Source organism: Bradyrhizobium sp. WSM471, assembly GCF_000244915.1.
GTDB lineage: Bacteria > Pseudomonadota > Alphaproteobacteria > Rhizobiales > Xanthobacteraceae > Bradyrhizobium.
Genome location: NZ_CM001442.1, coordinates 3,436,725 through 3,457,300, shown reverse-complemented (window position 1 = coordinate 3,457,300; position 20,576 = coordinate 3,436,725). Strand labels below are relative to the sequence as shown.

Below are 20,576 nucleotides of genomic sequence, written 5' to 3'. Positions count from 1 at the left end.
TCACTTCTCCGGCGGCGGCACTGCGCCCGTTCGGCTGGTGATCAGCCCGTAATGCTCGATACGGCGATGCTGCGCGAAATTGAAGATCGTGGTCTTGCCGAAGGTGGTGGCGTCGAGGTCGCAGGCGTGGACCAGCAGCTCGTCGTCCTCCGTCTTCGCTTCGGCGACGATTTCGCCATTGGGATCAACGATGAGGCTGCCGCCGAACAGCGGGTGTCCGTCCTCGTTGCCGGCCTTGGCCACCGCGACGACCCAGGTCGCGTTCTGATAGGCGCCGGCCTGCGCGGAGAGGCGGTTGTGAAACAGGCGTTTCTCGATGCCCTCGTCGCTCCTCTCCGCATTCACGGACGGCGTGTTGTAGCCGATCAGCACCATCTCGACGCCTTGCAAGCCCATGACGCGATAGGTCTCGGGCCAGCGCCGGTCGTTGCAGATCGCCATGCCGATGATGCCGCCCAGCTCGCGCCAGACGTTGAAGCCTAGATCGCCCGGCTCGAAATAGCGCTTCTCCAGATGCTGGTGCGAGCGTTTGGTGTCGTATTCCACATGGCCGGGCAAATGGATCTTGCGATATTTTCCGACGATCTTGCCGGATTTGTCGGTGAGAACAGCAGTGTTGAAATGATGCCCGTCGGGCGTCAGCTCCGCATAGCCGAAATTCATCGCCATCTGGTGCTGCGCCGCGCGCTCGAACAACGGCCGGGTCGCCGCATTGGGCATCTCGCGCTCAAACCAATTGTCGAACTCGGCCCGGTCCTCCACGTACCAACGCGGAAAGAAGGTCGTGAGCGCCAGTTCCGGATAGACGATCAGGTCGGCGCCCTTGCTCTTGGCCTCGTCCATCAGCGCGATCATGCGATTGACCACGGCCTCGCGGCTGTCTGCTCTCTGAATCGGACCCATCTGGGCGGCGGCAACATTGACGATACGCATCAGCGATTTCCTGGTGGTGTCTTGGGCTAGGCTAGAATTTCAAATAATGTGCCGGCGCGCGGCAGCATAACGCAGCATCATCCGGACTTTCCAGCCGGTCCCTGCGGATCGGCATAGCGTGCGTTGCACGATGCACCCTCATGTCTGCTCCTCATCCGCAACATCGAGGCCGTGGTCCAGCGCGTCCATAAGCTGTCCGGCCTCATGCTCGGAGATCACGAGCGGCGGTGCGAGAAACAGCGAGGTCTGCTCACCGCTGGTGCCGATCACGGCGCCTGCCTCCAGGGCCCGCTCCGCGACGCGCGAGGCAATCGGCACCTCGGTGGTGTCGGCGTGCCAGGAGCGCCAGTCCGGCCCGTGCAGCTCCACGGTCCAGTGCAGCCCCTGCCCGGCCACGCGCTGCACGCTCGGATGCTTTTGCGCGATGACGAGCAGGCGGCGGGTGAACAGCTTTTCGAGGCCCCTCACGTGCTCCAAAACCTTGTCTTCGTTGACGACCTTGAGATAGGCGCTGACGGCGGCCATGCTGATGGGACGCCCGCGCAGCGTGCCGTAATTCTGCCAGCTCGTGCCCTTGAGCCGTTCGACGATATCTTTCGACACCACCACCGCGGCAACCGCCGCCGCGCCGCCGCCGAGCGATTTTCCGAGCGTCACGATGTCAGGGCGGTTTTCGGCACCCTGGAACGCGAACCAGCGCCCGGCGCGACCCGCACCAGTCACCACTTCGTCGGCGATCCAATATGAGCCAGCCTGCCGCGCGCACCGCGCCACCTCGTCCTGATAGGCGCCGTCGTAGTAGATGCCGCCCTGCGTGTAGTCGATGATCGTCGCTGCGGTATCCGAAAGCAGGCGCGTGGCGTCGGCCAGATATTCGCTGGGCGGGGTGTTGTTGGGCGGCGCGCCATAGATCGCGCCGTGTGGCGCCGGCAATATCCGCACGGGCGCCATCGGCGCCGGCAGCTTCGAGCCGCCCGAGTGGACCGCAAGACCGCCATGCCATTGCGGCTGCACCGTCATGCTGCGCGACAGGCCGGTGATGCCGTGATAGGCGCGCTCGCGCGTCGCCAGCGCGGACCGCTGCGTCAGCGCCTGACACAGCGACAGCGCCATGTCGTTGGCCTCGCTGCCGCTGATGCAGAAGCGCACCGCGCCGACCCAATCCTCTTCGCCACGGAACGCGGTGGCCATCAAATCGTCAGCCGCCTGCTCGCGGCCGACCCAGGTCCACCCCTCGTTCACGACGGGCGTATCCGCGGCGCGGCGGATCGCCTCCACCATCGCGGGATGACGGTGTCCGAGGCCGCCGCCGGTGTTGCTGCCGTCGATGAGCTTGCGGCCGTCCGACAGATGAAAATAGACGCCCTCGCCACCGACCACGGCCATGGGCGCGCTGTCGCCGGCATTCAGCCCGGTTCGCAACAATCTGCTCATTGCAATCCCTTCATTCCGCAGCCTCGACGCCGTAGCCACCGCCGCCGCAGGTCTCGATCGTGACGAGATCGCCTTGCTGCAGCACCAGGTTCGACTTGCCGTCGATCGCGACGTTCGCGCTCTGCCTGATCAGCGAGATGCGGCAGGCCTTGCCGGGTTCGCCGCCCTGCATGCCGAACGGCGCGATCACCATGCGCTCGATGCAGGTGGTCAAATGCATCGACGGCGCCAGGATGCGATAGGTACGGATGACGCCGTCCCCGCCGCGATGGGCTCCCGTGCCGCCGGACTGCCGGCGAATGGCCTGCTGCTCGACTTGAATCGCGTAATTCGCCTCGATCACCTCGACCGGCGTGTTCGAAGTGTTGGACAGATGCACCCGCGTCGCCGAGATCCCGTCCCGATCATGCCGCGCGCCCTCGCCACCGCCGTGGACCTCGTAGAGCATCTTCCACGAACCGTTCTGTCGCGATTCGGCGAAGAAGAGGACACCCGCCGTGGTCGCCCCGCCGGCCGACAGACGTTCGGGGATCGTATTCTGCATCGCGCGAAAAATCGCATCGACGATGCGCATCGAGGTCTCGTGGTTGCCGGCCGCAACCGAGGCATTCCACCCCGGCTCCAGGATCGAGCCCGGGCGCGTGATGATGGTCAGCGGCCGCAGCGCGCCCGCGTTCTGGTTCATGTCGCGCCCGCTCATGATGCGCGCGGCATAGGCCACCGCCGAGCGCGCCATGAACGGCGTCGTGTTGCAGAAATTCGAGACGCGGTCGCAGCTTCCCGAAAGATCGAAAGTCGCTTCGTCGCCGGCGATGGTGATCTTGACATGAATGCGCGCGGGCGCATCGTCGGCGCCGCCGTCGTCCAGATAATCCTCGCCCTCGTAGACGCCATCAGGCAGATCGCGCAACGCCTCGCGCATCTCGATTTCGGAGAGATCGTGCAGGCGCGACTGCGCCGCCGTGAAGACCGCCTTGCCGTGCTCGCGGCAAAGGTCGACGATGCGCTTCTCGCCGGCCTTGGTCGCTGCGATCTGGGCGAGAAGATCGCCCTCGCAGGATTCGGGATCGCGAACATTGGCCTTGAGCAGCTGCACGATCGGCGTATTGACGCCGGCTGCCGTAGCGATCAGAACCGGCGGAATCCGCATCGCCTCCTGGAAGGTGTCGATCGCTTTCGCAAAATAGCTGCCGGGCCAGGTGCCGCCGATATCGGGCCAATGCGCGAGGCTGACCGCGAACGCGACGATCTCGCCATCGACGAAGACGGGCCGCACGACCTTGACGTCGTTGAGATGGTTGCCGCCGAGCGGGCCGACATTGTAGATCAGTGCGTCGCCGTCTCTTAGGCCGTCCCGCGGCACCACCTTCAGCAATTCGAGGACCGTATAGGCCATTGCGCCGAGATGGATCGGAATGTCGCGACCCTGTCCGACCAGGTCGCCGCGGCCGTCCGTGATCGCCGACGACAGGTCGCCGGCCTCGCGCAGCAGCGGCGAGCGCGCCGAGCGCGTCATCACCAGGCTCATCTCCTCGGCCGCGGCCGAGAGCCCGTGCCTGATGACTTCGACGACGAACGGATCGAGCTTCATGCCGCCCCCCGCGTCAGGAACAAATTGCCTGAAACATCCGGCCTTGCCTGCCAGCCGGGCGGGACCACCACGGTCGACCATGCGTCTTCAATGATGGCCGGGCCGTTGACGATTTCGGTCAGCGACGCGCGGTCGATGATGCTTGTCGCGATGTCGTGAAAGCCGTCGAACGAGCAGATGCGCTCGCCGGTTGATACCGTCCTGACCGCGACGGTCGGCCGGCTCACGACGGTCGCCGACGGACGGCGTGCCTGCACCCGCACGGATTCGATGACGCAGCTCTCGCCCGTCGCATAGCCGAACAGCTCGTGGTGCCGGGCCAGAAAATCCCTCTTCAGCGTGATGACGTCGAGCGGTCGCGCGAACGGCACCGGAATTGCGTCGTTCTGCGCCGCGTAGCGCATCAAGGCCACCAGCTCGATCTGAATCTCGGTCGCGGCAACGCCGTTGGCAATCAGCGGCGCCGAGGCATCGTCGATCAGCACCCGGATCCGCTCGGACATACGGGCGAGGTCGATGCCGTCGAGCGCCGCGCGCAGGGTTTGCTGCTGGAGGAAGCTGAAATCGGCGGTGAGACAACCCAGCGCCGAAAACGCACTCGATGCGCTGGGAACGACGACCTCGGCAATCCCGTAGAGATCGGCAAGGCCCGCGGCGTGCATCGGGCCACCACCGCCGAAGGCGAGAAGCGTGCAGTCGCGCCCGTCGATACCGCGCTCGACCGTGACGCGGCGGAGCGCGCGGGCCATTGTCGCATTCGCGACCTTGATGATGCCGAGCGCGGTTTCGGTCATGCTCAGCCCCAGAGTGCGCGCGATCGGCGCGATGACATCAGTCGCTGCCTGAATGTCGATTCCGATCCGGTCGCCAAGTTTGGTTTCGGGATTGAGATAGCCGAGCACGGCGTTGGCGTCGGTGATGGTCGGCTCGGTACCGCCGCGGCCGTAGCAGGCCGGTCCCGGCTCGGAGCCGGCACTTTCCGGTCCGACGGTCAGGCCACCGGGGCCGTTGCGAACAATCGATCCGCCGCCCGCCCCGATCGAATGAACCGCAAGCATCGGCTGGCGCAGCGGCTTGTCGCCGAGCATCCGGCCGTCTGTCATCTCGGCCTGGCCGTCAACGATCAGGCAGACGTCGGTCGTGGTGCCGCCCATGTCGAACGTCAGCATCCGCGACCTGCCGAGCTGGCGCGCGATGCTGACGGATGCGGAGACGCCGGCCGCGGGGCCCGACATCGCCATCACCAGCGGCCGCCGCTTCACGGCCGAGATCGGGACCATGGCGCCGGCCGAATGAAACACCTGCAGGCCGGGCCCAATCGGGAGGCGCTGCTCCAGTTCGCTGAGATACTCCACCGCGATCGGCATGGCGGCCGCGTTGAACACGGTCGCCGAAGTCCGCTCGTATTCGCGCGCCTCGGGATTGACCTCGTGCGACAGCGAGACGTGGGCAACGACGCCCTTGAGCCGCTCGCCGAGCATTTTCTCGTGGACGGGATTGGCGTAGGCGTGCAGCAGCGCGACCGCGACGCTCTGTACGCCCGTCATTTTCAGCCAGGCCACCAGACGCTCGATCTCCGCGTCATCCAGCGTCTTCAGCACCCGGCCCTCGTGGTCGAGGCGCTCGGCGAGGCCAAAACATCGTTCGGGCGGCACCAGCGGCGGCGATTTCGGCGGGACGTTGAGACGATAGAGATCGCGGCGGCGATAGCGCGCGATCTCCAGCACGTCGGCAAATCCTTCGGTCGCGACCAGCGCCACTTTCGGCAGCCGGCCTTCGACGATGGCGTTGGTCACGCGCGTGGTGCCGTGGACGAAGCGCTTGACCTCGCTCTTGCGCAGGCCCACCGCCTCGATCGCCTCCAGCATTGCCTGAACCGGAGCTTGAGGTCGCGACGGCACTTTCGCGATCCGCGCCTCCGCGGGGGAGTGTCGGATCGCGATGATGTCGGTGAAGGTGCCGCCGATATCGGTGCCGACTTCCCAGTGATTTTCGTCGGTGCTCATGTGGCGTCAGCTACGGACGACGTTCGAACCGGACGCCGGGTGCTTCCCGTCCATAGCCAAGTTCAATCGCAAACCGAGAGCGCTCATCATCATCCCCCTGTCATGCCACCGCTTGCGAGCGTGCGACAGAGCGATGGCCTCGGGATAGGGCCGGAGTTGTCGCAACGCACAGGACCGGCCCGCAACCGGCGCGACGCGCCGAGGCACTTTTTAGTGCAGCGCTGCCCGCATGGAGAGCACGTCAGTGTGGATCGTTCCACCCAGGATAAGTGCAGCGCACACGAGTTTTCCAGGGCGAAAAGCCCCATCCGTTGCACTGCAATCCACGCGCGGCGCAAATACTGTCTAATTTGCAGGCGATCGACCGGCGCTCCGGGCCATGCGATTGCTTATGAGCTATGCATGCCAGTCGGCTCAGCCTCTCTTTATTGTACGATCAGTAAGCGGTGGTTTTGCCCCGCTCAACGCATCGCGACGAGGCGGCGCCAGCCGATGGCAATGCCCGTGATGGAGAACAGAAAGCCGAGGGCGCAGAGCCCGACGACCAAACCGTCGCGCAGCAACGGGCGCGCGACGAGGACGGGAAAATCCAGCGTGTGCAGCGCGCCGTAGAACCAGCGATAAGCCCGCCGCGACGAATCCAGCCTTTGCAGCAAATGGCCGTCGGCGCCGTCGATGTCGAACCAGAGGTCGCCGCAGTACGAGCGGTAGACCGGGGCACCCGGAACGGTGGACTGCGCGGGATAGTTGTCGTTGTCGGCAAGTACGGACGGTACGCCGCAGCCGGCCGCGAGACGCGCGGTCAGCCTCTCGACCTCCTGCACATCCAGAGATCCCGTCGCCCCATCGCGGGGCGCATCCCCTGCCCTAATCAAGGTCTGAGCGGCAAGAGCGGTGCGATCCCGCCGATAGAGATTGCCGTTGAAGGCAAACCATTCGATCTCACGGGCCAACGGCGACACAGGCTGCCGATCGAGCGATGGGGCAGCCGTCCAATTCGGTGAAGCGTTCATCACGCTGGATTCAGCCGAGGTCAATTGCCCACGCGAGAACAGCCGCCCGTGATCCATCGAGAGCCAGCCACTGAAAATCCAGGTCAGCACAAACACCATCGCCGCGAGGCCGATGAGATGATGCAGCGCATGCCAGCCACGATAGGGCGAGCCGATCAGACCGCCTCGAGGTTTGATCCGCGCAAGCCCGAGCACAGCGCCCAGCAATGCTGCGATCAGTGCCAGCAGCGACAAGGTCCAGACCACGCGATCCCACAGCGACCAATTACTTCGCAGGACTGTCGGATAGATCCAGTGCAGCACGCTGCCGACGAGATTCCAGGTCCGCTCGTTGCGCGTCGTATCCAGAACGATCTCGCCGGTGAGCGAGGAGACATAGACCTCCGTTGCGGCGGCGTCGCCCAGGGCAACCCGAAACAGGGGCCGATGACGGTCAAAGCCGTTCGGCACGCTCCATTGGTCATAGTCCGCGCGCGCAACGATCGCGGCCCGCGCGGCATCCAGCCCACGGCTGCGTGCGTGGTCTCGCGCGATGGCCAGCGCGACCTCGGAAGACGAGACCGAGGCGTCGACACCGTCGGAGGCGCGGACTGCGCCCGCGCGCGACGGCCCCGCGACGACATAGACCGGTCCGTCGCTGCGCTGGATCAGGCGAACGCGCGTCGCATCCGCGATGCCGCTCGCGGCAATGGCATCGGCGACCGCAATCCTGGTCTCAGCGCTAGCCAGCGGCACGAGCCCGGCAAAGCGTTCAGATTCCGTCAGGGAGGGAAACGGAACGAAGTGCATCACGATCCCCGTCGCGAACCACATCGCGAACAGCAGGCAGAACGCGATCCCGAGCCATCGATGCAGCAGGACGATCGCGCGCATCATCGATCAGCGTCCTACCACTTGAACGCGGCCGAAATTTCATAGGTCCTAGGCGCGCCCAGCAGGATCTGGTCGGGATAGAACGGATCGCCCCAGATCGCGTAACGCTTGTCGGCGATGTTGCGTACCCGGAAGGTCAGGCGGGCCTGGTCGACCGCGTTGAACACGGTCTTGGGGATGTCGACGAAGGCGTAGACATCGGCCACGGTGTAGGCCTTCAGCGTCACGGTGTTGGCATCGGTGTTGTAACGGTCGCCGACATGGCGGCCGGTGATGCCGAGCTCGACCGCCCAGGGCGTGAAGAAACGGTACGACGCGCCGGCATTGGCGACGACGCGCGGGACGTTCGGCGGCGTGTTGCCGGAGAACGAGCCGCCGACAAAATCGTAGTCGGCGTAGCGCGCATCGACATAGGCGATGTTGCCCCAGAGACGCAGAGGCTCGATCGGACGCACGGACGCGGCAAGCTCGATGCCCTTCGATTCCTGCCGTCCGGCGAGGTTGAGCTGCATGCCGCCGGCCGCGGCATAGACGTTCTTGCGCAGGATGTCATAGGCCGAGAACGACCACTCGGCCCTGTTGTCCCAGAACAGATGCTTGACGCCGGTCTCATAGGTGCGCGCGGTGGTCAGGTTGAGCGGATCGGTCGGATTGAGCAGGAAGATGTTGTTGGCTGCGATGTCGGCGCCGGTCGCATATTGGCTGAAGAAGGTCAGGCCCGGAACGGCTTCCCACGTATAGCCGATACGGCCGGTGGTCGGGGCCCACGATTGCGAGAACGGGAAGTTCGCCTTCTCCAGAGCGAACTTGTCGGTCGAATTGCGGTCGAGCCCGATATGCTCGACGCGCAGGCCGCCGACTAGCGAAAAGCTGCGCGTGAGCTTCAGCCGGTCCTCGAATGACAGCGCCTCATTGTCGATGCGCGCGGTCTGCTGCTGAATAGTGAGCAGGCCGTAGTAGCCGCGGGGCGGATCGACCAGTGGAACGGAATCGCCGGGGAAATTTGCGGCGCCCGGCCTCACGAAATCAAGATAGCTCGAGGATAGCGTCGTGACCAAGCGGTTGTCAAAGCCGGCGATATTCGCATCCCAGATCAGGTCGGTGATGTTGCCGACCAGGCGTTGGCTGTGCGCGACATAGAAGCGCTCGCGGTCCACCAGGTTCGTACCGGAATTGAACGCCTCGATCTCGTTGTTGAACCACGTGCGCTCTGCGCCGTAACCATAGGCCTGGCTTTTCAGCGTCAGGTCGGGCGCCAGCTTCAGCTCGAAACCGCCGCGCAGCCAGACCTCCTGTGCGACGTTGCGATTGTCGAGAACGTTGTAGTTGGTGTTGAAGGTGCGGTCATCGATCGTGACCGCACCGAGATTGGTTTTGTTGTAGTTCGAGATGTAATTGCCGGACACGATCCCCGTCGTCGCATGCGAGCCACTGAAGGCAATCGGCACCAGCGGCGCGCCCCAATAGGCCTTCGAGCGGTCCTCGCGGTACTCGATCGCGCCCCAGACCTTGAGACTGTCGGAGATGCGGTAATTGAGCTGGCCCGACACGTCGAGCGTCTTGGTGTTGGTGTCGTCGGCAAAGCCGTTGAGCGAGGAACGGCTGACGTCGAAGCGATAGTCCAGCCCCTGCACATTGGTGCTGCCGCCCGAGCCGTAATGCGCCCGGAACGAATTGAGCGAGTCCCAGGAGAAATCCGCCTCATTGCGGATCGGACCGGTGTGCGGCTGCTTGGTGACGAAGTTGATCGCGCCGCCGGCGGCGCCCTCGCCCGACATCAGCGATGCCGGCCCCTTCAGGAATTCGACAGCCTCCAGATTGGCCGTGTCGGTGATCCGCGAGGTCATGTTCTGCGGACCGATCTTGATGCCGTTGTAGAGTGTGTTGATCTGGCTGTTGGTGAAGCCGCGCATCGAGAAAGCCGAGGGTTCAGCCGGATTGTCGCCGGCTGTGACGCCGACTGCTCCCTGGGCGACGTCGGACACGGTGCGATAGCCCTGCTCGCGCATGGTTGCGGCCGAGATCACTTCCACGGTCGCGGGCGTTTCGCGCACGGTCAGGCCGAGGCGCGAGGCGCTCTCGGCCACGGCATTGGTATTGAGCGGCGTCGATGCTGCCGCGATTGGCACGACTGGCTTGGGCGCTACAGACCCGGCCGCTGGCCGGCGCGCAGCTGCGCGCCGTGGGCCCTGCGCCTCCCGTACGGCGGGCCTGGCCGGCTTGCGGGATTGGGCGGGCGTGACCTCGACCGGCGGCAGAGGTTCGCGGGCCTGCTGCGCCAGTGCGGCGGGTAGATCAAGAATGACAGAGGATGTCAGCGCCGCGGATGCGAGCAGGAGCGCGCGCGGTCGTACAATGCGAACGGGAGACACGGTCTTGGACCTCGGTATGACGTCAGTGGCACGTCACAGCGAACCAAGGTCCCATCTTCCGGCTCATAAGCCTTCCGATGAAGCCGAATGTCTGTACTCCCCGACCGACATCTTCGCGTGTGACCACGGCTGACGGCAGGTCTCCTGGCTCGCGGGTCAGTACCTTACGTCGCCTTCCCGGGACCGAGACACCCAGTGGCATGTGACGCAAGATTCGCCGCTTACAGTTGCGGGGGCAGCCACGGCATTGGGGACAACGTCCCCGCACCGCATTCCCTTTTCATCCCCTCTCGGGGAAACCGTCGCGAGCATCTAGGATTACGATCAAGACAGAGTCAATGTGCCAGTTGCGGCGTTATTGCCACAACGACCAGTTTCCTTGGAGATAAGCATGGAAGGCGAGACCTTCCTCTGGCTGATACGGCACGCGCCCGTCGATGGCGTCACGGGGACGATCCATGCAGCCGACGCGCCGGCCGATCTCGGCGCTCGCGCGCAGCTGGAGGCGCTGCGGCAGCGCCTGCCGCGGGACGCCGCGAGCTATGCGAGCCCGTCGCGGCGCACGGTCGAGACGGCTCGCGCGCTTGGGCTCGACCCTCTGCAGCTGGACGAATTCAGCGAGCAGAGCTTTGGCGACTGGACCGGCCGTCGGCATGACGAACTCGCCGCGACCGGTGGCGAGGCCTATGCACGGTTCTGGAGCGATCCGGCGCGCGGACGGCCGCCGGGCGGCGAAAGCTTTGAGGATCAAGTCACGCGGGTCCGGCTGGGTCTGCCGAAGATCGGCGCCGGAGCCGCAACGCTGGTCGTGCATTCCGGCACAATCCGCGCGGCGCTGTGCATCGCGCTGGATCTGACGCCACAAGCGGCGCTGCGCTTCGTGATCGATCCGCTGTCGCTGACCCGGATCGACCGGCTCGCGACCGGCTGGCGCGTGGTCTGCGTCAATCAGCCGATGATTTGATCAGGCCGGACGATCTGGCACATTGGCCTGCGCAAAGGTCGCCATGCCGTTGTGGAGCGCACAGGCCGCCCGGACCAGCGGCAGCGCGATGGCCGCGCCCGATCCTTCGCCGAGCCTGAGATCGAGGCTGATCAGCGGTTGCACGTTGAGCGCGCGAAGCACCAGCCGATGCCCCTGCTCGGCGGACTGATGCGAGGCCAGCAGGAACGGCTGGCACGACGGGTTGAGCCGCGCCGCCGCCAGCGCCGCGACCGACACGATGAAGCCGTCGATCAACACGGGGATGTGGCGCTGCGCTGCTGCGATAACTGCACCGCAGATGGCCGCGATCTCGAGGCCGCCGACGGCGCACAGGATCTTTTCGGGCGAAGCGCCCGCAATGCCATGGCGTGCGATCGCAGCGTCGATCACCCGCGCCTTGTGCACACGGCCGGCCGCGTCGATGCCGGTGCCGCTGCCCGCGATCTCCTCGGCACCCATGCCGAGCAGGCTCGCCGCAATCGCCGCCGATGTCGTGGTGTTGCCGATGCCCATCTCGCCGAAGATCAGAAGATCGGGCTTGCTAGCCTCGGCGCGAGCGACTGCGCGCTGGCCGGCTTCGAACGCAAATGCCAGCTCTGTGGGGCTGAGCGCAGCTTCGACGCTGAAATCGCGCGTGCCGCTGCGCGGCTTGTCGGTCACGATCCCAGCCATCTCCTCCTGCGCCAGCGTGCCGGTGTCGACGACCTCCAGGCTGGAGCCCAGCTCACGCGCGAGCACCGAGATCGCGGCACCGCCGGAGGCGAAATTCGCCAGCATCGCGATGGTCACTTCTTGCGGATAGGCCGAGACGCCCTGCGCGACGATGCCGTGATCGCCGGCGAAGATGATGATCGGCACCCGCGCCGCGCGCGGTTGCTCGGTTGCTTGCAGGCCCGCAAGCTCGATCGCGAGCTGCTCGAGCCGGCCAAGCGCGCCGGCGGGTTTCGTCAGTTGCGCCTGCCGCGCGACCGCCGCCTCGCGATGGACTGCGGAGATATCGGGGCATTGTTGGGTGACCCATTCGGGGAGCATGCTGCCTCGCTTGCCTCACGGCCTGCGCTTGAGGATGTAACTGTCCATGATCCAGCCGTGCCGGTCGCGCGCCTCTTGCCGGACGGCGACAATACGCGGACCGATCTCGGCCAGCGCGCCGGACATGATAATCTGATCGGGCATGCCGAGATAGGCGCCCCACCAGATGTGCAGGTCCGCCGGATCAAGCGACTGGAACGCCGTGCCGCCGTCGAGCATCACCACCACGGTATCGACACCCGCCGGCCAGCCGCCATCGCGCAAGCGACGTCCGGTCGTGACCAGAAAGGGCTCGCCGATATCGTTGAGCGGCAGCGCATGCGCTGCACACAGCGCCTGGATCGAGGTGATGCCGGGCACGACTTCGATCTCAGGTGAAGGATCGAGCCGCCGCGCAATGCGCAGCGAGGAATCGTAAAGCGAGGGATCGCCCCAGATCAGCAGCGCGACCTTGCCTTTGCCTTCGAGATGATCTGCGATCGTCTGCGACCAGACAGCGGCCACGGCATCGTGCCAATCGTCCACGCCCTTGCGATAGTCCGCTTCAGCGGCGTCGCGCACGGGCAGATCGAACTCGGCGATGCGCGTCGTGTCGCTGGTGAGCACATCCGCGCAGATCGTCCGCCTGAGATCGGCGAGATCGGACTTGGCCGTCCCCTTGCGCGGGATCAGGACGAGATCGGCCGCGTTGATGGCACCGATCGCGGCGCGCGTGAGCTGCCCGGGATCGCCGCAACCGATGCCTATCAGGGAGAGCGTGAGCATCGGAGCTGCGAAGGGCGGCCATGACGGCCGCCCGTTCGCTTGTCTCTAGGCCGCGTTGTGCAAACGCGGCGTGACGAGGCCGGCCGCGGTGACGCCGCGCAGCGACTTCGCCAGCGCCAGCACGCCGAGATCGGCAAGAGGCTCGATCACGATGACGAGCGCATAGGACGCCGCGAAGGTCGCGATGCTGGCAAGGTTGGTCACGGCAAAACCGGCGCCATAGAGCGCCCAGAACGCGACCCAGGCGATGACGCCGGCCTGATAGGTCGTCGAAAGCGCCAGCGCCTGGCGGTACTTCAGATCGACATAGGCCGTGTTGCGCGAAATGATCCGCGTGGCGATTGCCTGGATCCCGAACAGCGGCACCAGCAGCGTGGTGACGTTCATGCCATATTGCGGCAAGTCGGGCGGCTCGAAGAAGATGCCCTGGAACAGCAGGCCGAACGCGAGGCCGAAGGCCGCAGGCGCCGCTCCAAACAGCAGGAACAAGGTCGAGCCGAGGATGAAGTGCACTTCGGAGACGCCGACCGGGAAGTGCGGCAGGATCTCGAAGAAGATAAACACGAGTCCCGTGGTGGCGAGCGTGCGCGCCGCGAACGACGTGATGCCCTGCTCGCGCACGGTCTCGACCGCGAGCTTCAAGGCAACGCCGCCGACGGCGATGCCGGTTGCGTAACTCAGCACGAGCTTGGCGTCCGAGACTAGTCCGGGTTCGATATGCATGGCTCAGATCCTTCTTGCCGTCACACCCGACGGCCTTGGCCTCAAAACGTGCACGGCCGGTCTCCTGGCTCGCGGTTCACTGGGAGTCTCCGGCCTTCCCGGGCCTTGCGGCCCAGTGGCTGATCGAAGTCCCTCACCGCTTACAGTCGCGGGGGCGGCTGGGGTTTTGGGCGCCGCAATTGGGTCCGCCCATCCCCATTCCCGATTATGCTCCGGCGCTTTGCGCCGCGTCGAGCACCATGCCTCTCCTGTGTGCCCCTTTCGCCAGCCGGGCGTCAAGGGGTGAAGGGCGGCCGAGAGCGTCATGACGGATAATCCCCCGCCAGCGCGCCGAACAGGATGACGGCCGCCGTGGATGCCGCTCCGCCCCGCGCAAGCTGCTCGGCAAGTTCCGAAATGGTGGTGCGGACCAGTCGCTCATCGGGACGGCCGAGCGATTCGGCAAACAACGCCGGCGTGGTCGGGGCGAGCCCGTGCTCGATCAATTTTGCGACGAGCGCCGGAAATGTGCGCCGGCCCATATAGACCACGGTCGTCGCCTCGGGATCGGCCAGCGCCACCCAATTGAGGTCTGGCGGCAGCTCGCCGGTGACGTCCGCGCCGGTGATGAACTGCACCCGGCGCGAGGTATGGCGCCGGGTCAAGGGAATCCCGGCCTGGGCCGCAGCCACGCAGGCCGTGGTGACGCCCGGAATGATCTCGTAGCCGATGCCCGCTTCACGCAGGGTCTCGAGCTCCTCCTCGAGCCGGCCAAAGATGCCGGCATCGCCGGACTTCAACCGCACCACGCGCGCGCCTGTTGCGGCATAGTCGACCAGCAATCGGTTGACGTGGTGCTGCTTGGTCGAGGGCCGTCCGGCCCGCTTTCCCACCGCGACGAGATTGGCGCCGGGCCGGGCCAGATCGAGGATCGCGCCCGAAGCAAGATCGTCATAGAGCACGACATCGGCCTCGCGCAGGCGCGCGGCACCCTTGAGCGTGAGGAGTTCGGGATCGCCGGGGCCGGCGGAGACGAAGGACACAAAACCGCTCACCGGTCCTCCGCGATCAGGTGGAAGAACGTGCCGGTGGCTCGTCCCCGCCGCGAGCCGGTCTCGGCGATCACCGCGCCTGTCGCGTCGTGCACGACCGCCAGCGGCGTGTCGGGCTGCGCGACGATCGTCGAATAGTGGAATTCGTGGCCACGCAGGCGTGCGCCCGCCCGATGACCCGGCATCGGCGCGGCGAGCTCGGCGAGGCGGTAGCCCAGATGCATGCGGCGTTTGGCAAAGCTCGTCTCGAGGCCGAGCAGGCCCGTCATCTCGTGGCGGATGCCGTCGGCATCGGTCAAAGCAGTGCCCAGCACCATATAGCCTCCGCATTCGCCGTGTACCGGCCGCGTCTCGGCGAAGGCGCGCAATCCGCTGTGGAAGCGCGCATTGGCCGCGATCTTGCCGGCCTGCAGCTCGGGATAGCCGCCAGGCAGCCAGCACACATCGGCGCCCGGATCAGGGCCTTCATCGGCGAGGGGCGAGAATGTCGATATCTCCGCACCCGCCGCGCGCCACGCTTCCAGCATATGCGGATAGACGAAGGAGAACGCGGCGTCGCGGGCCAACGCAATGCGCTGGCCGGGCGGCGTCACGTTGACGTGGCTCGCGGCAGGTTGCGGCGACCACGTGGCCGCCGAACGCAGCACCGCGTCGAGATCGACATGCTCTGCGACGAAGCGCGCGGCCTCGTCGATCAGCTTGCCGATCTCCGCCTGCTCCTCGGCCTGGACCAGCCCGAGATGCCGCTTCGGCAGGCTGATCTCGGCATGGCGCGGCAGCGCGCCGAACACGGCGATGCCGGCGTCCAGCAGCGCACGCCGCACGAGAGCTTCGTGGCGCGGGCTCGCAACGCGATTGAGCACGACGCCCGCAAGGCGCACACCGGGGCGGTAGTCGCGAAGGCCCGCCGCGATTGCCGCCGCCGTTTGTGCCTGGCCGGATGGATCGATCACCAGCAGCACCGGCCAGTCCAGCATCTCCGCAACGTCGGCGGTCGCCCCGGTGCCGCAGACGCCACGGGCAGCCACGCCGTCGAACAGGCCCATCGAGCCTTCGGCCAGCACGACATCGGCGTCAATGGCGCGACTGACGAGATGCGAGATTGTCCCGCGATCCATCGCCCAGCTGTCGACGTTGACTGAGGCGCGTCCTGTCGCGGCTGCATGAAACGCGGGATCGATGTAATCGGGGCCGCTCTTGAAGCACTGCACCCGCAATCCGCCGTTGCGCCAGGCGCGGGCAAGCGCCAGCGTCAGCGTGGTCTTGCCGACGCCCGACGCCGGCGCGGAGATGACGAGCCCTGCCGCCATCACGACACCTCCGGAAAGCGCGGCTCGGCGCCGACCGGCCGATAGCGACGGTCATAATCGGCAGCATAGAGACGGCTCTCGGAAAAATCCGCCGAGCCCAGCGTCCTGCCGACCAGAATCAATGCAGTGCGCTCCATCTCGCTGCCGACAGCTAGGTCGAGTGTTGCGAGCGTGGCGCGGACGATGCGCTGGTCGGGCCAGCTCGCACGCCAGACGATCGCGACCGGGCAATCCGCGCCGTAATGCGGCGTCAGATCGGCGACGACCTTGTCGAGCAGATGGATCGACAGATGGATGGCGAGCACTGCGCCGGTGGCGGCGAAGGCCGCGAGCTTCTCGCCTTCCGGCATCGCGCTGGCTCGGCCAGGCGTGCGCGTCAGCACCACCGTCTGGGCAAGGCCGGGCAGCGTCAGCTCGACCTCCAGCGCAGCCGCGGCGGCCGAGAAAGCGGGAACGCCGGGCGTGACGGTGTAAGGAATGTCGAGCGCGCGCAGGCGGCGGAGTTGCTCGCTCATCGCCGACCAGATCGAGAGATCGCCAGAATGCAGCCGCGCGACGTCCTTGCCGTCGGCATGCGCGGCAGCGATCTCCGCGATGATCTCGTCGAGCGACAGCGGCGCGGTGTTGACGATCCGCGCTCCGGGCGGGCAATGCGCCAAGACGCCTTCGGGGACAAGCGATCCGGCATAGAGACAGACCGGACAGGCGGAGATGAGGTCGCGGCCGCGCAACGTCAGCAGGTCAGGAGCGCCCGGCCCTGCGCCGATGAAATGCACCGTCATGCGCCGTCTCCTTCCGCGATCGCCGCGGTCGCGGTGCGATCCTGCGAGACCACCCGCGTCGCAATCAATCGCGCGCGAGGTCCAGCTGCCGCGAGGGCCGCGGCTTCGGCGACCGATCCCGTCCCGAATTTTTCCGCGATGAGCTTTGACTGTGTTGGCGTGTCGATGCCGGCCAGCATTTCGGCGGTGATTGCCTTGATCGGTATGCCGCATTCGCGCGCAAGCTGCTTCAGCGCCTCCGCGTCGGCCCTGTCGCTGACCGTTGCCATCGCTGCGAGGCCTTCGGGACCGCCGGCCGCCCGAAGAGCCTCACGCAGCGAGGCCAGCGTGACGTCCCGCTTGAATCCAAGCCCGGCGACCTTCATCGGACCGCACTCCATTGCACCACCGGCCGCGCTACGTCCCAGGAACGGTAGCGGCCGAGCGGAGCGGCGTGCGCAATCTCGACCCGCATCAAGTCGCCGCCGTGGCGCTGGTGCAGTTCACCCACCAGCGCTTCCGTCTCCAGCGTCACTGAATGCGCGACCAGCCGCGTACCGGGCGAGAGCCGCGACCAGATGGCGTCGAACATCACGATGTCGAGCCCGCCGCCGATAAACACGGCGTCAGGCCCGTCCAGCGCAGCAAGGGCTTCCGGCGCCTTTCCCGCGACGATTGTGATCCGATGTGCCAACCCGAACGCCGCTGCGTTGTTGCGAATGTTCGCGGCGCGATCCTCGCGCGCCTCGACGGCGATCGCGGTGCCGCCGCACAGCGTCCACTCGACCGAAATCGAACCCGAACCTGCGCCAATGTCCCAGAGCCGTTCACCGGGACGCGGCGCCAGCGCCGAGAGCGCGAGCGCACGGACCGGACGCTTGGTGATCTGGCCGTCATGGACGAAGAGTTCGTCCGATAGTCCCGAACTGCGGGGAAGGCCCTGCGCTCCTCTCGCCTCCACGGCTACCGTGACCAGACTCCCGGCAAGATCGCCTGCGAAGCTGTCGGCGCGATGCGCGTCGATACTTTCGCGCGGCCCGCCAAGCGCAGCGAGCGTCCAGAATGCCGAAGCACCCCATCCACGCGCCGTCAGCCATTCTGCAAGATCACCGGCCGCCTTGCCATCGCGCACGAGGCAAATGATGCGTGCACCGTGCGCCAGATGCGGCACGAGACGCTCGAATGGCGCGGCATGGAGACCGAGACAGGCAATTGCTTCGAGGCGCCAGCCCAATCGCGCGGCGGCGAGCGAGAATGTCGAGGCAGCTGGATACGCGATCCATTCGTCGCTATGGAGCTTTTCGGCGAGGCTCGCGCCGGCGCCAAACCAGAACGGGTCGCCGGAGGCGAGCACGACCGTTGGCTCGCCGCAGCGGCTCAGCACGATCTCTGCATCGAACGGCACCGGCCATGGACGGCCGCGCCCGGTGACGCCGGCCAGTGCAAGATGCCGTTCACCGCCAAAGACAGTTTCAGCCCTGGCGAGCGCCTTTCGGCTTGCCTCGGACAGCCCGGCGAGGCCATCTTCGCCGATACCGATGATGGTCAGCCAAGGATCAGCCATGACGCGCGCCCTCATTCTGGGCGGAACGGCCGACGCGAGCTTGCTCGCGGCAGAGATCGCGCGCGCCGGCATCGACGCCGTGTATTCCTACGGCGGCCGCACCCGTGTGCCTGCCAATCAGCCGTTGCCGACGCGCATCGGCGGTTTTGGCGGCGTCAGCGGTCTTGTCGATTACATCCGCAGCGAGCACATCACGCATGTGATCGACGCGACGCATCCCTTTGCCGCCGAGATGAGCCGCAATGCGGTCGCGGCATGCGCGGAAATCGGCACGCCGCTGATCGCTCTGGAGCGTGCGCCCTGGATGAAAGCGCCCGGCGACAACTGGATCGAAATACCTGATGTCGACGCCGCGGTCGCCGCTCTGCCCGAGGCGGCGGCAAATGTGTTCCTCGCCATCGGCCGCCAGCACATCGCGCCGTTCGCGACCAGGACGCAGCACGCCTACACGCTGAGATTCGTCGATCCGCCCGATGCGCCCCTGCCCTTTGCCGCGGACGTCATCGTGTCGCGTGGGCCGTTCACGCTTGAGGGCGAGCTGGAGATGATGCGCAAACGCAGCATCACCCGGATCGTCGCCCGCAATTCGGGCGGCGACGGCGCGCGCGCCAAGATCGACGCAGCCCGCAGGCTCGGCCTGCCCGTGATCATGATCGCGCGACCACAACTGCCGGACCGATTGCGGGTCGAGAGCGTGCCCGAGATCATGCAGTGGCTGGGTCATCGGGCCTGCCTCGGCGCATAGACCCAGCGGCCGACGCGGCGTGTCTGCGAATTGCCGACGATCACCAGCGTGCGCATGTCGGCCATTTCAGGTGTCGCTTCGTTCAGCCTGACGGTTTCGATCCTTTCATCAGCGGCGCTGATCGCGCGCGCGAAGATCACGAGGCGCTCGCCGCAGCCGGCCTCGTTCAGCACTGCGAGCGCACGGCCAAATCCTTCCGGCCGGCTCGCCGAGCGCGGATTGTACATCGCAATGGCAAAATCGGCTTCCGCGGCGAGCCGCAGGCGCTTCTCGATCACCGCCCACGGCTTGAGATTGTCCGACAAGTTGATCGCACAGAAATCATGGCCGAGCGGCGCGCCGGCGCGCGCGGCAGCCGCCAGCATCGCGGTGATGCCGGGCAGCACGCGGATCGGCAGCTCGCGCCATTGCGGCGCCTGTTCGAGCGCCTCGAACACGGCGGAGGCCATCGCGAACACGCCGGGGTCGCCCGAGGACACGATGACGACCTGGCCGCCTTCGGCCGCGAGCCGCAGCGCCTCGCTCGCGCGCTGCAGCTCTTCGCGATTGTCGGAGGGATGCAGCTTGAGTCCCGATCGCGGCGGCACTCGCGCGACATAGGGCGCGTAGCCCAGAATGTCGGTCGCAGCGGCAAGCGCGGCGGAGACTTCGGGCGTCACCAGCGCATCGCTGCCCGGCCCGAGGCCCGCGATGGTCAGCGTGCCCGTCATTCCGCGGCGTCCGGATGCCGGCCCCTGCCGTGCACGAGCACGATCGCAAAATAAGGGCAGTCGGCGGCATCGATCTCCGCGAGCCGCACCACGCGCTCCCCCGGCATGGTGCCGCGCTCGACCAGCCACGCGTCGTCCAGCCGTCCGGCGGACGCGAGCGCGCGGCGCACCTTGGCGAGATTGCGCCCGGTCTTCATGATCACGAGCGCATCGGAATCGCGCATGCGGCGTTCGAGCTCTGCTTCGGCAAGCGTGCCCATGAGCACCGTCGTCACGTCATCGCCGAGCGCGATCGGCTGTCCCACGCCATTCCAGCAGCCGACCATGCCGGGAATGCCGGCGATCACCTCGATCTCGACGCGGCCCTGCAGACGCGTGTGCAGATGCATGAAGGAGCCGTAGAAGTAAGGATCGCCCTCGCAGAGCACGACGACATCGACTGCGCGCGCCAGCCGCGCCAGACGTTCCGCCCATTCGTCATGGAAGCCGGCAAGCAGCTGGACATATTCGGGCGTGTCGAAGGCGATCTCGGTGGTGACAGGATATTCCATCGGATATTCGGTAACGTCGGCAGCCAACATGCCCTCGACGATGCGTCGCGCCTGACCGGGCCGGCCCTTCTTGCGGAAATAGGCGACATGCCTTGCGCCGCGCACTGTGCGATCGGCGCGCACGCTCATCATGTCAGGATCACCGGGGCCGAGACCGCAGCAGATGATGCGTCCCAT

18 protein-coding genes and 2 riboswitches are annotated in these 20,576 nt (G+C 66.4%); of the genes, 2 read left to right on the top strand and 16 right to left on the bottom strand.

Translation table 11 applies throughout. The features are described from left to right. The 6 genes from BRA471DRAFT_RS15045 to BRA471DRAFT_RS38865 form a co-directional block, all read right to left on the bottom strand. Complete coding sequence (locus BRA471DRAFT_RS15045; RefSeq protein WP_007608555.1) at positions 1–933, bottom strand: N-carbamoyl-D-amino-acid hydrolase; 933 nt, start codon at positions 931–933, stop codon at positions 1–3. A gap of 138 nt (positions 934–1,071) precedes the next feature. Continuing rightward, positions 1,072–2,367, bottom strand: coding sequence for an aminotransferase class III-fold pyridoxal phosphate-dependent enzyme (locus BRA471DRAFT_RS15040; RefSeq protein ID WP_007608554.1), 1,296 nt, complete (start codon positions 2,365–2,367; stop codon positions 1,072–1,074). 10 nt (positions 2,368–2,377) lie between these two features. Next, complete coding sequence (locus BRA471DRAFT_RS15035) at positions 2,378–3,958, bottom strand: hydantoinase B/oxoprolinase family protein (RefSeq protein WP_007608553.1); 1,581 nt, start codon at positions 3,956–3,958, stop codon at positions 2,378–2,380. Further along, positions 3,955–5,964: a hydantoinase/oxoprolinase family protein gene (locus tag BRA471DRAFT_RS15030; RefSeq protein WP_007608552.1), complete on the bottom strand. Its 2,010-nt coding sequence runs from the start codon at positions 5,962–5,964 to the stop codon at positions 3,955–3,957. Before BRA471DRAFT_RS15030 ends, BRA471DRAFT_RS15035 begins: the two co-directional genes overlap by 4 nt. 461 nt (positions 5,965–6,425) lie before the next feature. Beyond that, a complete protein-coding gene (locus tag BRA471DRAFT_RS15025; RefSeq protein ID WP_007608551.1) occupies positions 6,426–7,853 on the bottom strand; it encodes a PepSY domain-containing protein in 1,428 nt (475 codons plus the stop codon). An 11-nt stretch (positions 7,854–7,864) separates the two neighbouring features. Next, positions 7,865–10,222, bottom strand: a complete 2,358-nt coding sequence (locus tag BRA471DRAFT_RS38865) for a TonB-dependent siderophore receptor (protein ID WP_007608550.1) — start codon at positions 10,220–10,222, stop codon at positions 7,865–7,867. Positions 10,223–10,338: 116 nt separating this feature from the next. Beyond that, positions 10,339–10,541, bottom strand: a riboswitch (cobalamin riboswitch). 72 nt (positions 10,542–10,613) lie between these two features. On the opposite strand from BRA471DRAFT_RS38865, the gene BRA471DRAFT_RS15015 reads away from it, so the two are divergent. After that, the gene (locus BRA471DRAFT_RS15015) at positions 10,614–11,186 is read left to right on the top strand and encodes a histidine phosphatase family protein (RefSeq protein WP_007608546.1); all 573 of its coding nucleotides are present in this window, start codon (positions 10,614–10,616) and stop codon (positions 11,184–11,186) included. Here the strand turns inward: BRA471DRAFT_RS15015 and cobT are convergent, their stop codons facing one another. The 8 genes from cobT to BRA471DRAFT_RS14975 all read right to left on the bottom strand — a co-directional run bounded on the left by cobT (position 11,187) and on the right by BRA471DRAFT_RS14975 (position 18,393). Then, positions 11,187–12,239, bottom strand: a complete 1,053-nt coding sequence (gene cobT / locus BRA471DRAFT_RS15010; protein WP_007608544.1) for a nicotinate-nucleotide--dimethylbenzimidazole phosphoribosyltransferase — start codon at positions 12,237–12,239, stop codon at positions 11,187–11,189. It lies immediately after the preceding gene. A gap of 15 nt (positions 12,240–12,254) precedes the next feature. Continuing rightward, complete coding sequence (gene cobF, locus BRA471DRAFT_RS15005) at positions 12,255–13,004, bottom strand: precorrin-6A synthase (deacetylating) (protein WP_007608542.1); 750 nt, start codon at positions 13,002–13,004, stop codon at positions 12,255–12,257. Positions 13,005–13,049: 45 nt separating this feature from the next. Then, positions 13,050–13,727 (bottom strand): energy-coupling factor ABC transporter permease, encoded by a 678-nt coding sequence (locus BRA471DRAFT_RS15000; protein WP_007608540.1) that lies wholly within the window; start codon positions 13,725–13,727, stop codon positions 13,050–13,052. 36 nt (positions 13,728–13,763) lie between these two features. Beyond that, positions 13,764–13,984, bottom strand: a riboswitch (cobalamin riboswitch). Between the two features lie 45 nt (positions 13,985–14,029). Further along, the gene (cobA, locus tag BRA471DRAFT_RS14995; RefSeq protein ID WP_007608539.1) at positions 14,030–14,761 is read right to left on the bottom strand and encodes a uroporphyrinogen-III C-methyltransferase; all 732 of its coding nucleotides are present in this window, start codon (positions 14,759–14,761) and stop codon (positions 14,030–14,032) included. After that, positions 14,758–16,068, bottom strand: a complete 1,311-nt coding sequence (locus tag BRA471DRAFT_RS14990) for a cobyrinate a,c-diamide synthase (protein WP_007608538.1) — start codon at positions 16,066–16,068, stop codon at positions 14,758–14,760. Before BRA471DRAFT_RS14990 ends, cobA begins: the two co-directional genes overlap by 4 nt. Then, on the bottom strand, positions 16,068–16,850 hold the full coding sequence (gene cobM / locus BRA471DRAFT_RS14985; protein WP_007608537.1) for a precorrin-4 C(11)-methyltransferase: 783 nt from the start codon (positions 16,848–16,850) through the stop codon (positions 16,068–16,070). Before cobM ends, BRA471DRAFT_RS14990 begins: the two co-directional genes overlap by 1 nt. Further along, complete coding sequence (locus BRA471DRAFT_RS14980; RefSeq protein ID WP_007608535.1) at positions 16,847–17,215, bottom strand: cobalamin biosynthesis protein; 369 nt, start codon at positions 17,213–17,215, stop codon at positions 16,847–16,849. The genes cobM and BRA471DRAFT_RS14980 overlap by 4 nt, the downstream gene beginning before the upstream one ends. Further along, positions 17,212–18,393, bottom strand: a complete 1,182-nt coding sequence (locus tag BRA471DRAFT_RS14975) for a bifunctional cobalt-precorrin-7 (C(5))-methyltransferase/cobalt-precorrin-6B (C(15))-methyltransferase (protein WP_007608533.1) — start codon at positions 18,391–18,393, stop codon at positions 17,212–17,214. The genes BRA471DRAFT_RS14980 and BRA471DRAFT_RS14975 overlap by 4 nt, the downstream gene beginning before the upstream one ends. Here BRA471DRAFT_RS14975 and BRA471DRAFT_RS14970 point away from each other — a divergent pair. Then, positions 18,392–19,138 carry a cobalt-precorrin-6A reductase gene (locus BRA471DRAFT_RS14970; protein ID WP_035973972.1) on the top strand — a complete coding sequence of 249 codons (747 nt, stop codon included), beginning with the start codon at positions 18,392–18,394 and terminating at the stop codon, positions 19,136–19,138. The two genes, BRA471DRAFT_RS14975 and BRA471DRAFT_RS14970, sit on opposite strands and share 2 nt — an antisense overlap. Here the strand turns inward: BRA471DRAFT_RS14970 and cobJ are convergent. Together cobJ and BRA471DRAFT_RS14960 are read right to left on the bottom strand one after the other, a co-directional pair. Continuing rightward, entirely contained in the window at positions 19,114–19,848 is a 735-nt protein-coding gene (gene cobJ, locus BRA471DRAFT_RS14965) for a precorrin-3B C(17)-methyltransferase (protein WP_007608529.1), read from the bottom strand. The two genes, BRA471DRAFT_RS14970 and cobJ, sit on opposite strands and share 25 nt — an antisense overlap. Continuing rightward, positions 19,845–20,576, bottom strand: coding sequence for a precorrin-2 C(20)-methyltransferase (locus BRA471DRAFT_RS14960; protein WP_007608520.1), 732 nt, complete (start codon positions 20,574–20,576; stop codon positions 19,845–19,847). The genes cobJ and BRA471DRAFT_RS14960 overlap by 4 nt, the downstream gene beginning before the upstream one ends.

Excerpts from the sequence above, each read along its gene's own strand:
- BRA471DRAFT_RS14990 (WP_007608538.1), bottom strand. The coding sequence starts at position 16,068 with ATGGCGGCAGGGCTCGTCATCTCCGCGCCGGCGTCGGGCGTCGGCAAG.
- cobT (WP_007608544.1), bottom strand. The coding sequence starts at position 12,239 with ATGCTCCCCGAATGGGTCACCCAACAATGCCCCGATATCTCCGCAGTC.
- cobF (WP_007608542.1), bottom strand. The coding sequence starts at position 13,004 with ATGCTCACGCTCTCCCTGATAGGCATCGGTTGCGGCGATCCCGGGCAG.
- BRA471DRAFT_RS14970 (WP_035973972.1), top strand. The coding sequence starts at position 18,392 with ATGACGCGCGCCCTCATTCTGGGCGGAACGGCCGACGCGAGCTTGCTC.
- BRA471DRAFT_RS15030 (WP_007608552.1), bottom strand. The coding sequence starts at position 5,964 with ATGAGCACCGACGAAAATCACTGGGAAGTCGGCACCGATATCGGCGGC.
- BRA471DRAFT_RS15000 (WP_007608540.1), bottom strand. The coding sequence starts at position 13,727 with ATGCATATCGAACCCGGACTAGTCTCGGACGCCAAGCTCGTGCTGAGT.
- BRA471DRAFT_RS15045 (WP_007608555.1), bottom strand. The coding sequence starts at position 933 with ATGCGTATCGTCAATGTTGCCGCCGCCCAGATGGGTCCGATTCAGAGA.
- cobJ (WP_007608529.1), bottom strand. The coding sequence starts at position 19,848 with ATGACGGGCACGCTGACCATCGCGGGCCTCGGGCCGGGCAGCGATGCG.
- BRA471DRAFT_RS15035 (WP_007608553.1), bottom strand. The coding sequence starts at position 3,958 with ATGAAGCTCGATCCGTTCGTCGTCGAAGTCATCAGGCACGGGCTCTCG.
- BRA471DRAFT_RS14975 (WP_007608533.1), bottom strand. The coding sequence starts at position 18,393 with ATGGCTGATCCTTGGCTGACCATCATCGGTATCGGCGAAGATGGCCTC.
- BRA471DRAFT_RS15025 (WP_007608551.1), bottom strand. The coding sequence starts at position 7,853 with ATGATGCGCGCGATCGTCCTGCTGCATCGATGGCTCGGGATCGCGTTC.
- cobM (WP_007608537.1), bottom strand. The coding sequence starts at position 16,850 with ATGACGGTGCATTTCATCGGCGCAGGGCCGGGCGCTCCTGACCTGCTG.
- BRA471DRAFT_RS15015 (WP_007608546.1), top strand. The coding sequence starts at position 10,614 with ATGGAAGGCGAGACCTTCCTCTGGCTGATACGGCACGCGCCCGTCGAT.
- BRA471DRAFT_RS14960 (WP_007608520.1), bottom strand. The coding sequence starts at position 20,576 with ATGGGACGCATCATCTGCTGCGGTCTCGGCCCCGGTGATCCTGACATG.
- BRA471DRAFT_RS14980 (WP_007608535.1), bottom strand. The coding sequence starts at position 17,215 with ATGAAGGTCGCCGGGCTTGGATTCAAGCGGGACGTCACGCTGGCCTCG.
- BRA471DRAFT_RS15040 (WP_007608554.1), bottom strand. The coding sequence starts at position 2,367 with ATGAGCAGATTGTTGCGAACCGGGCTGAATGCCGGCGACAGCGCGCCC.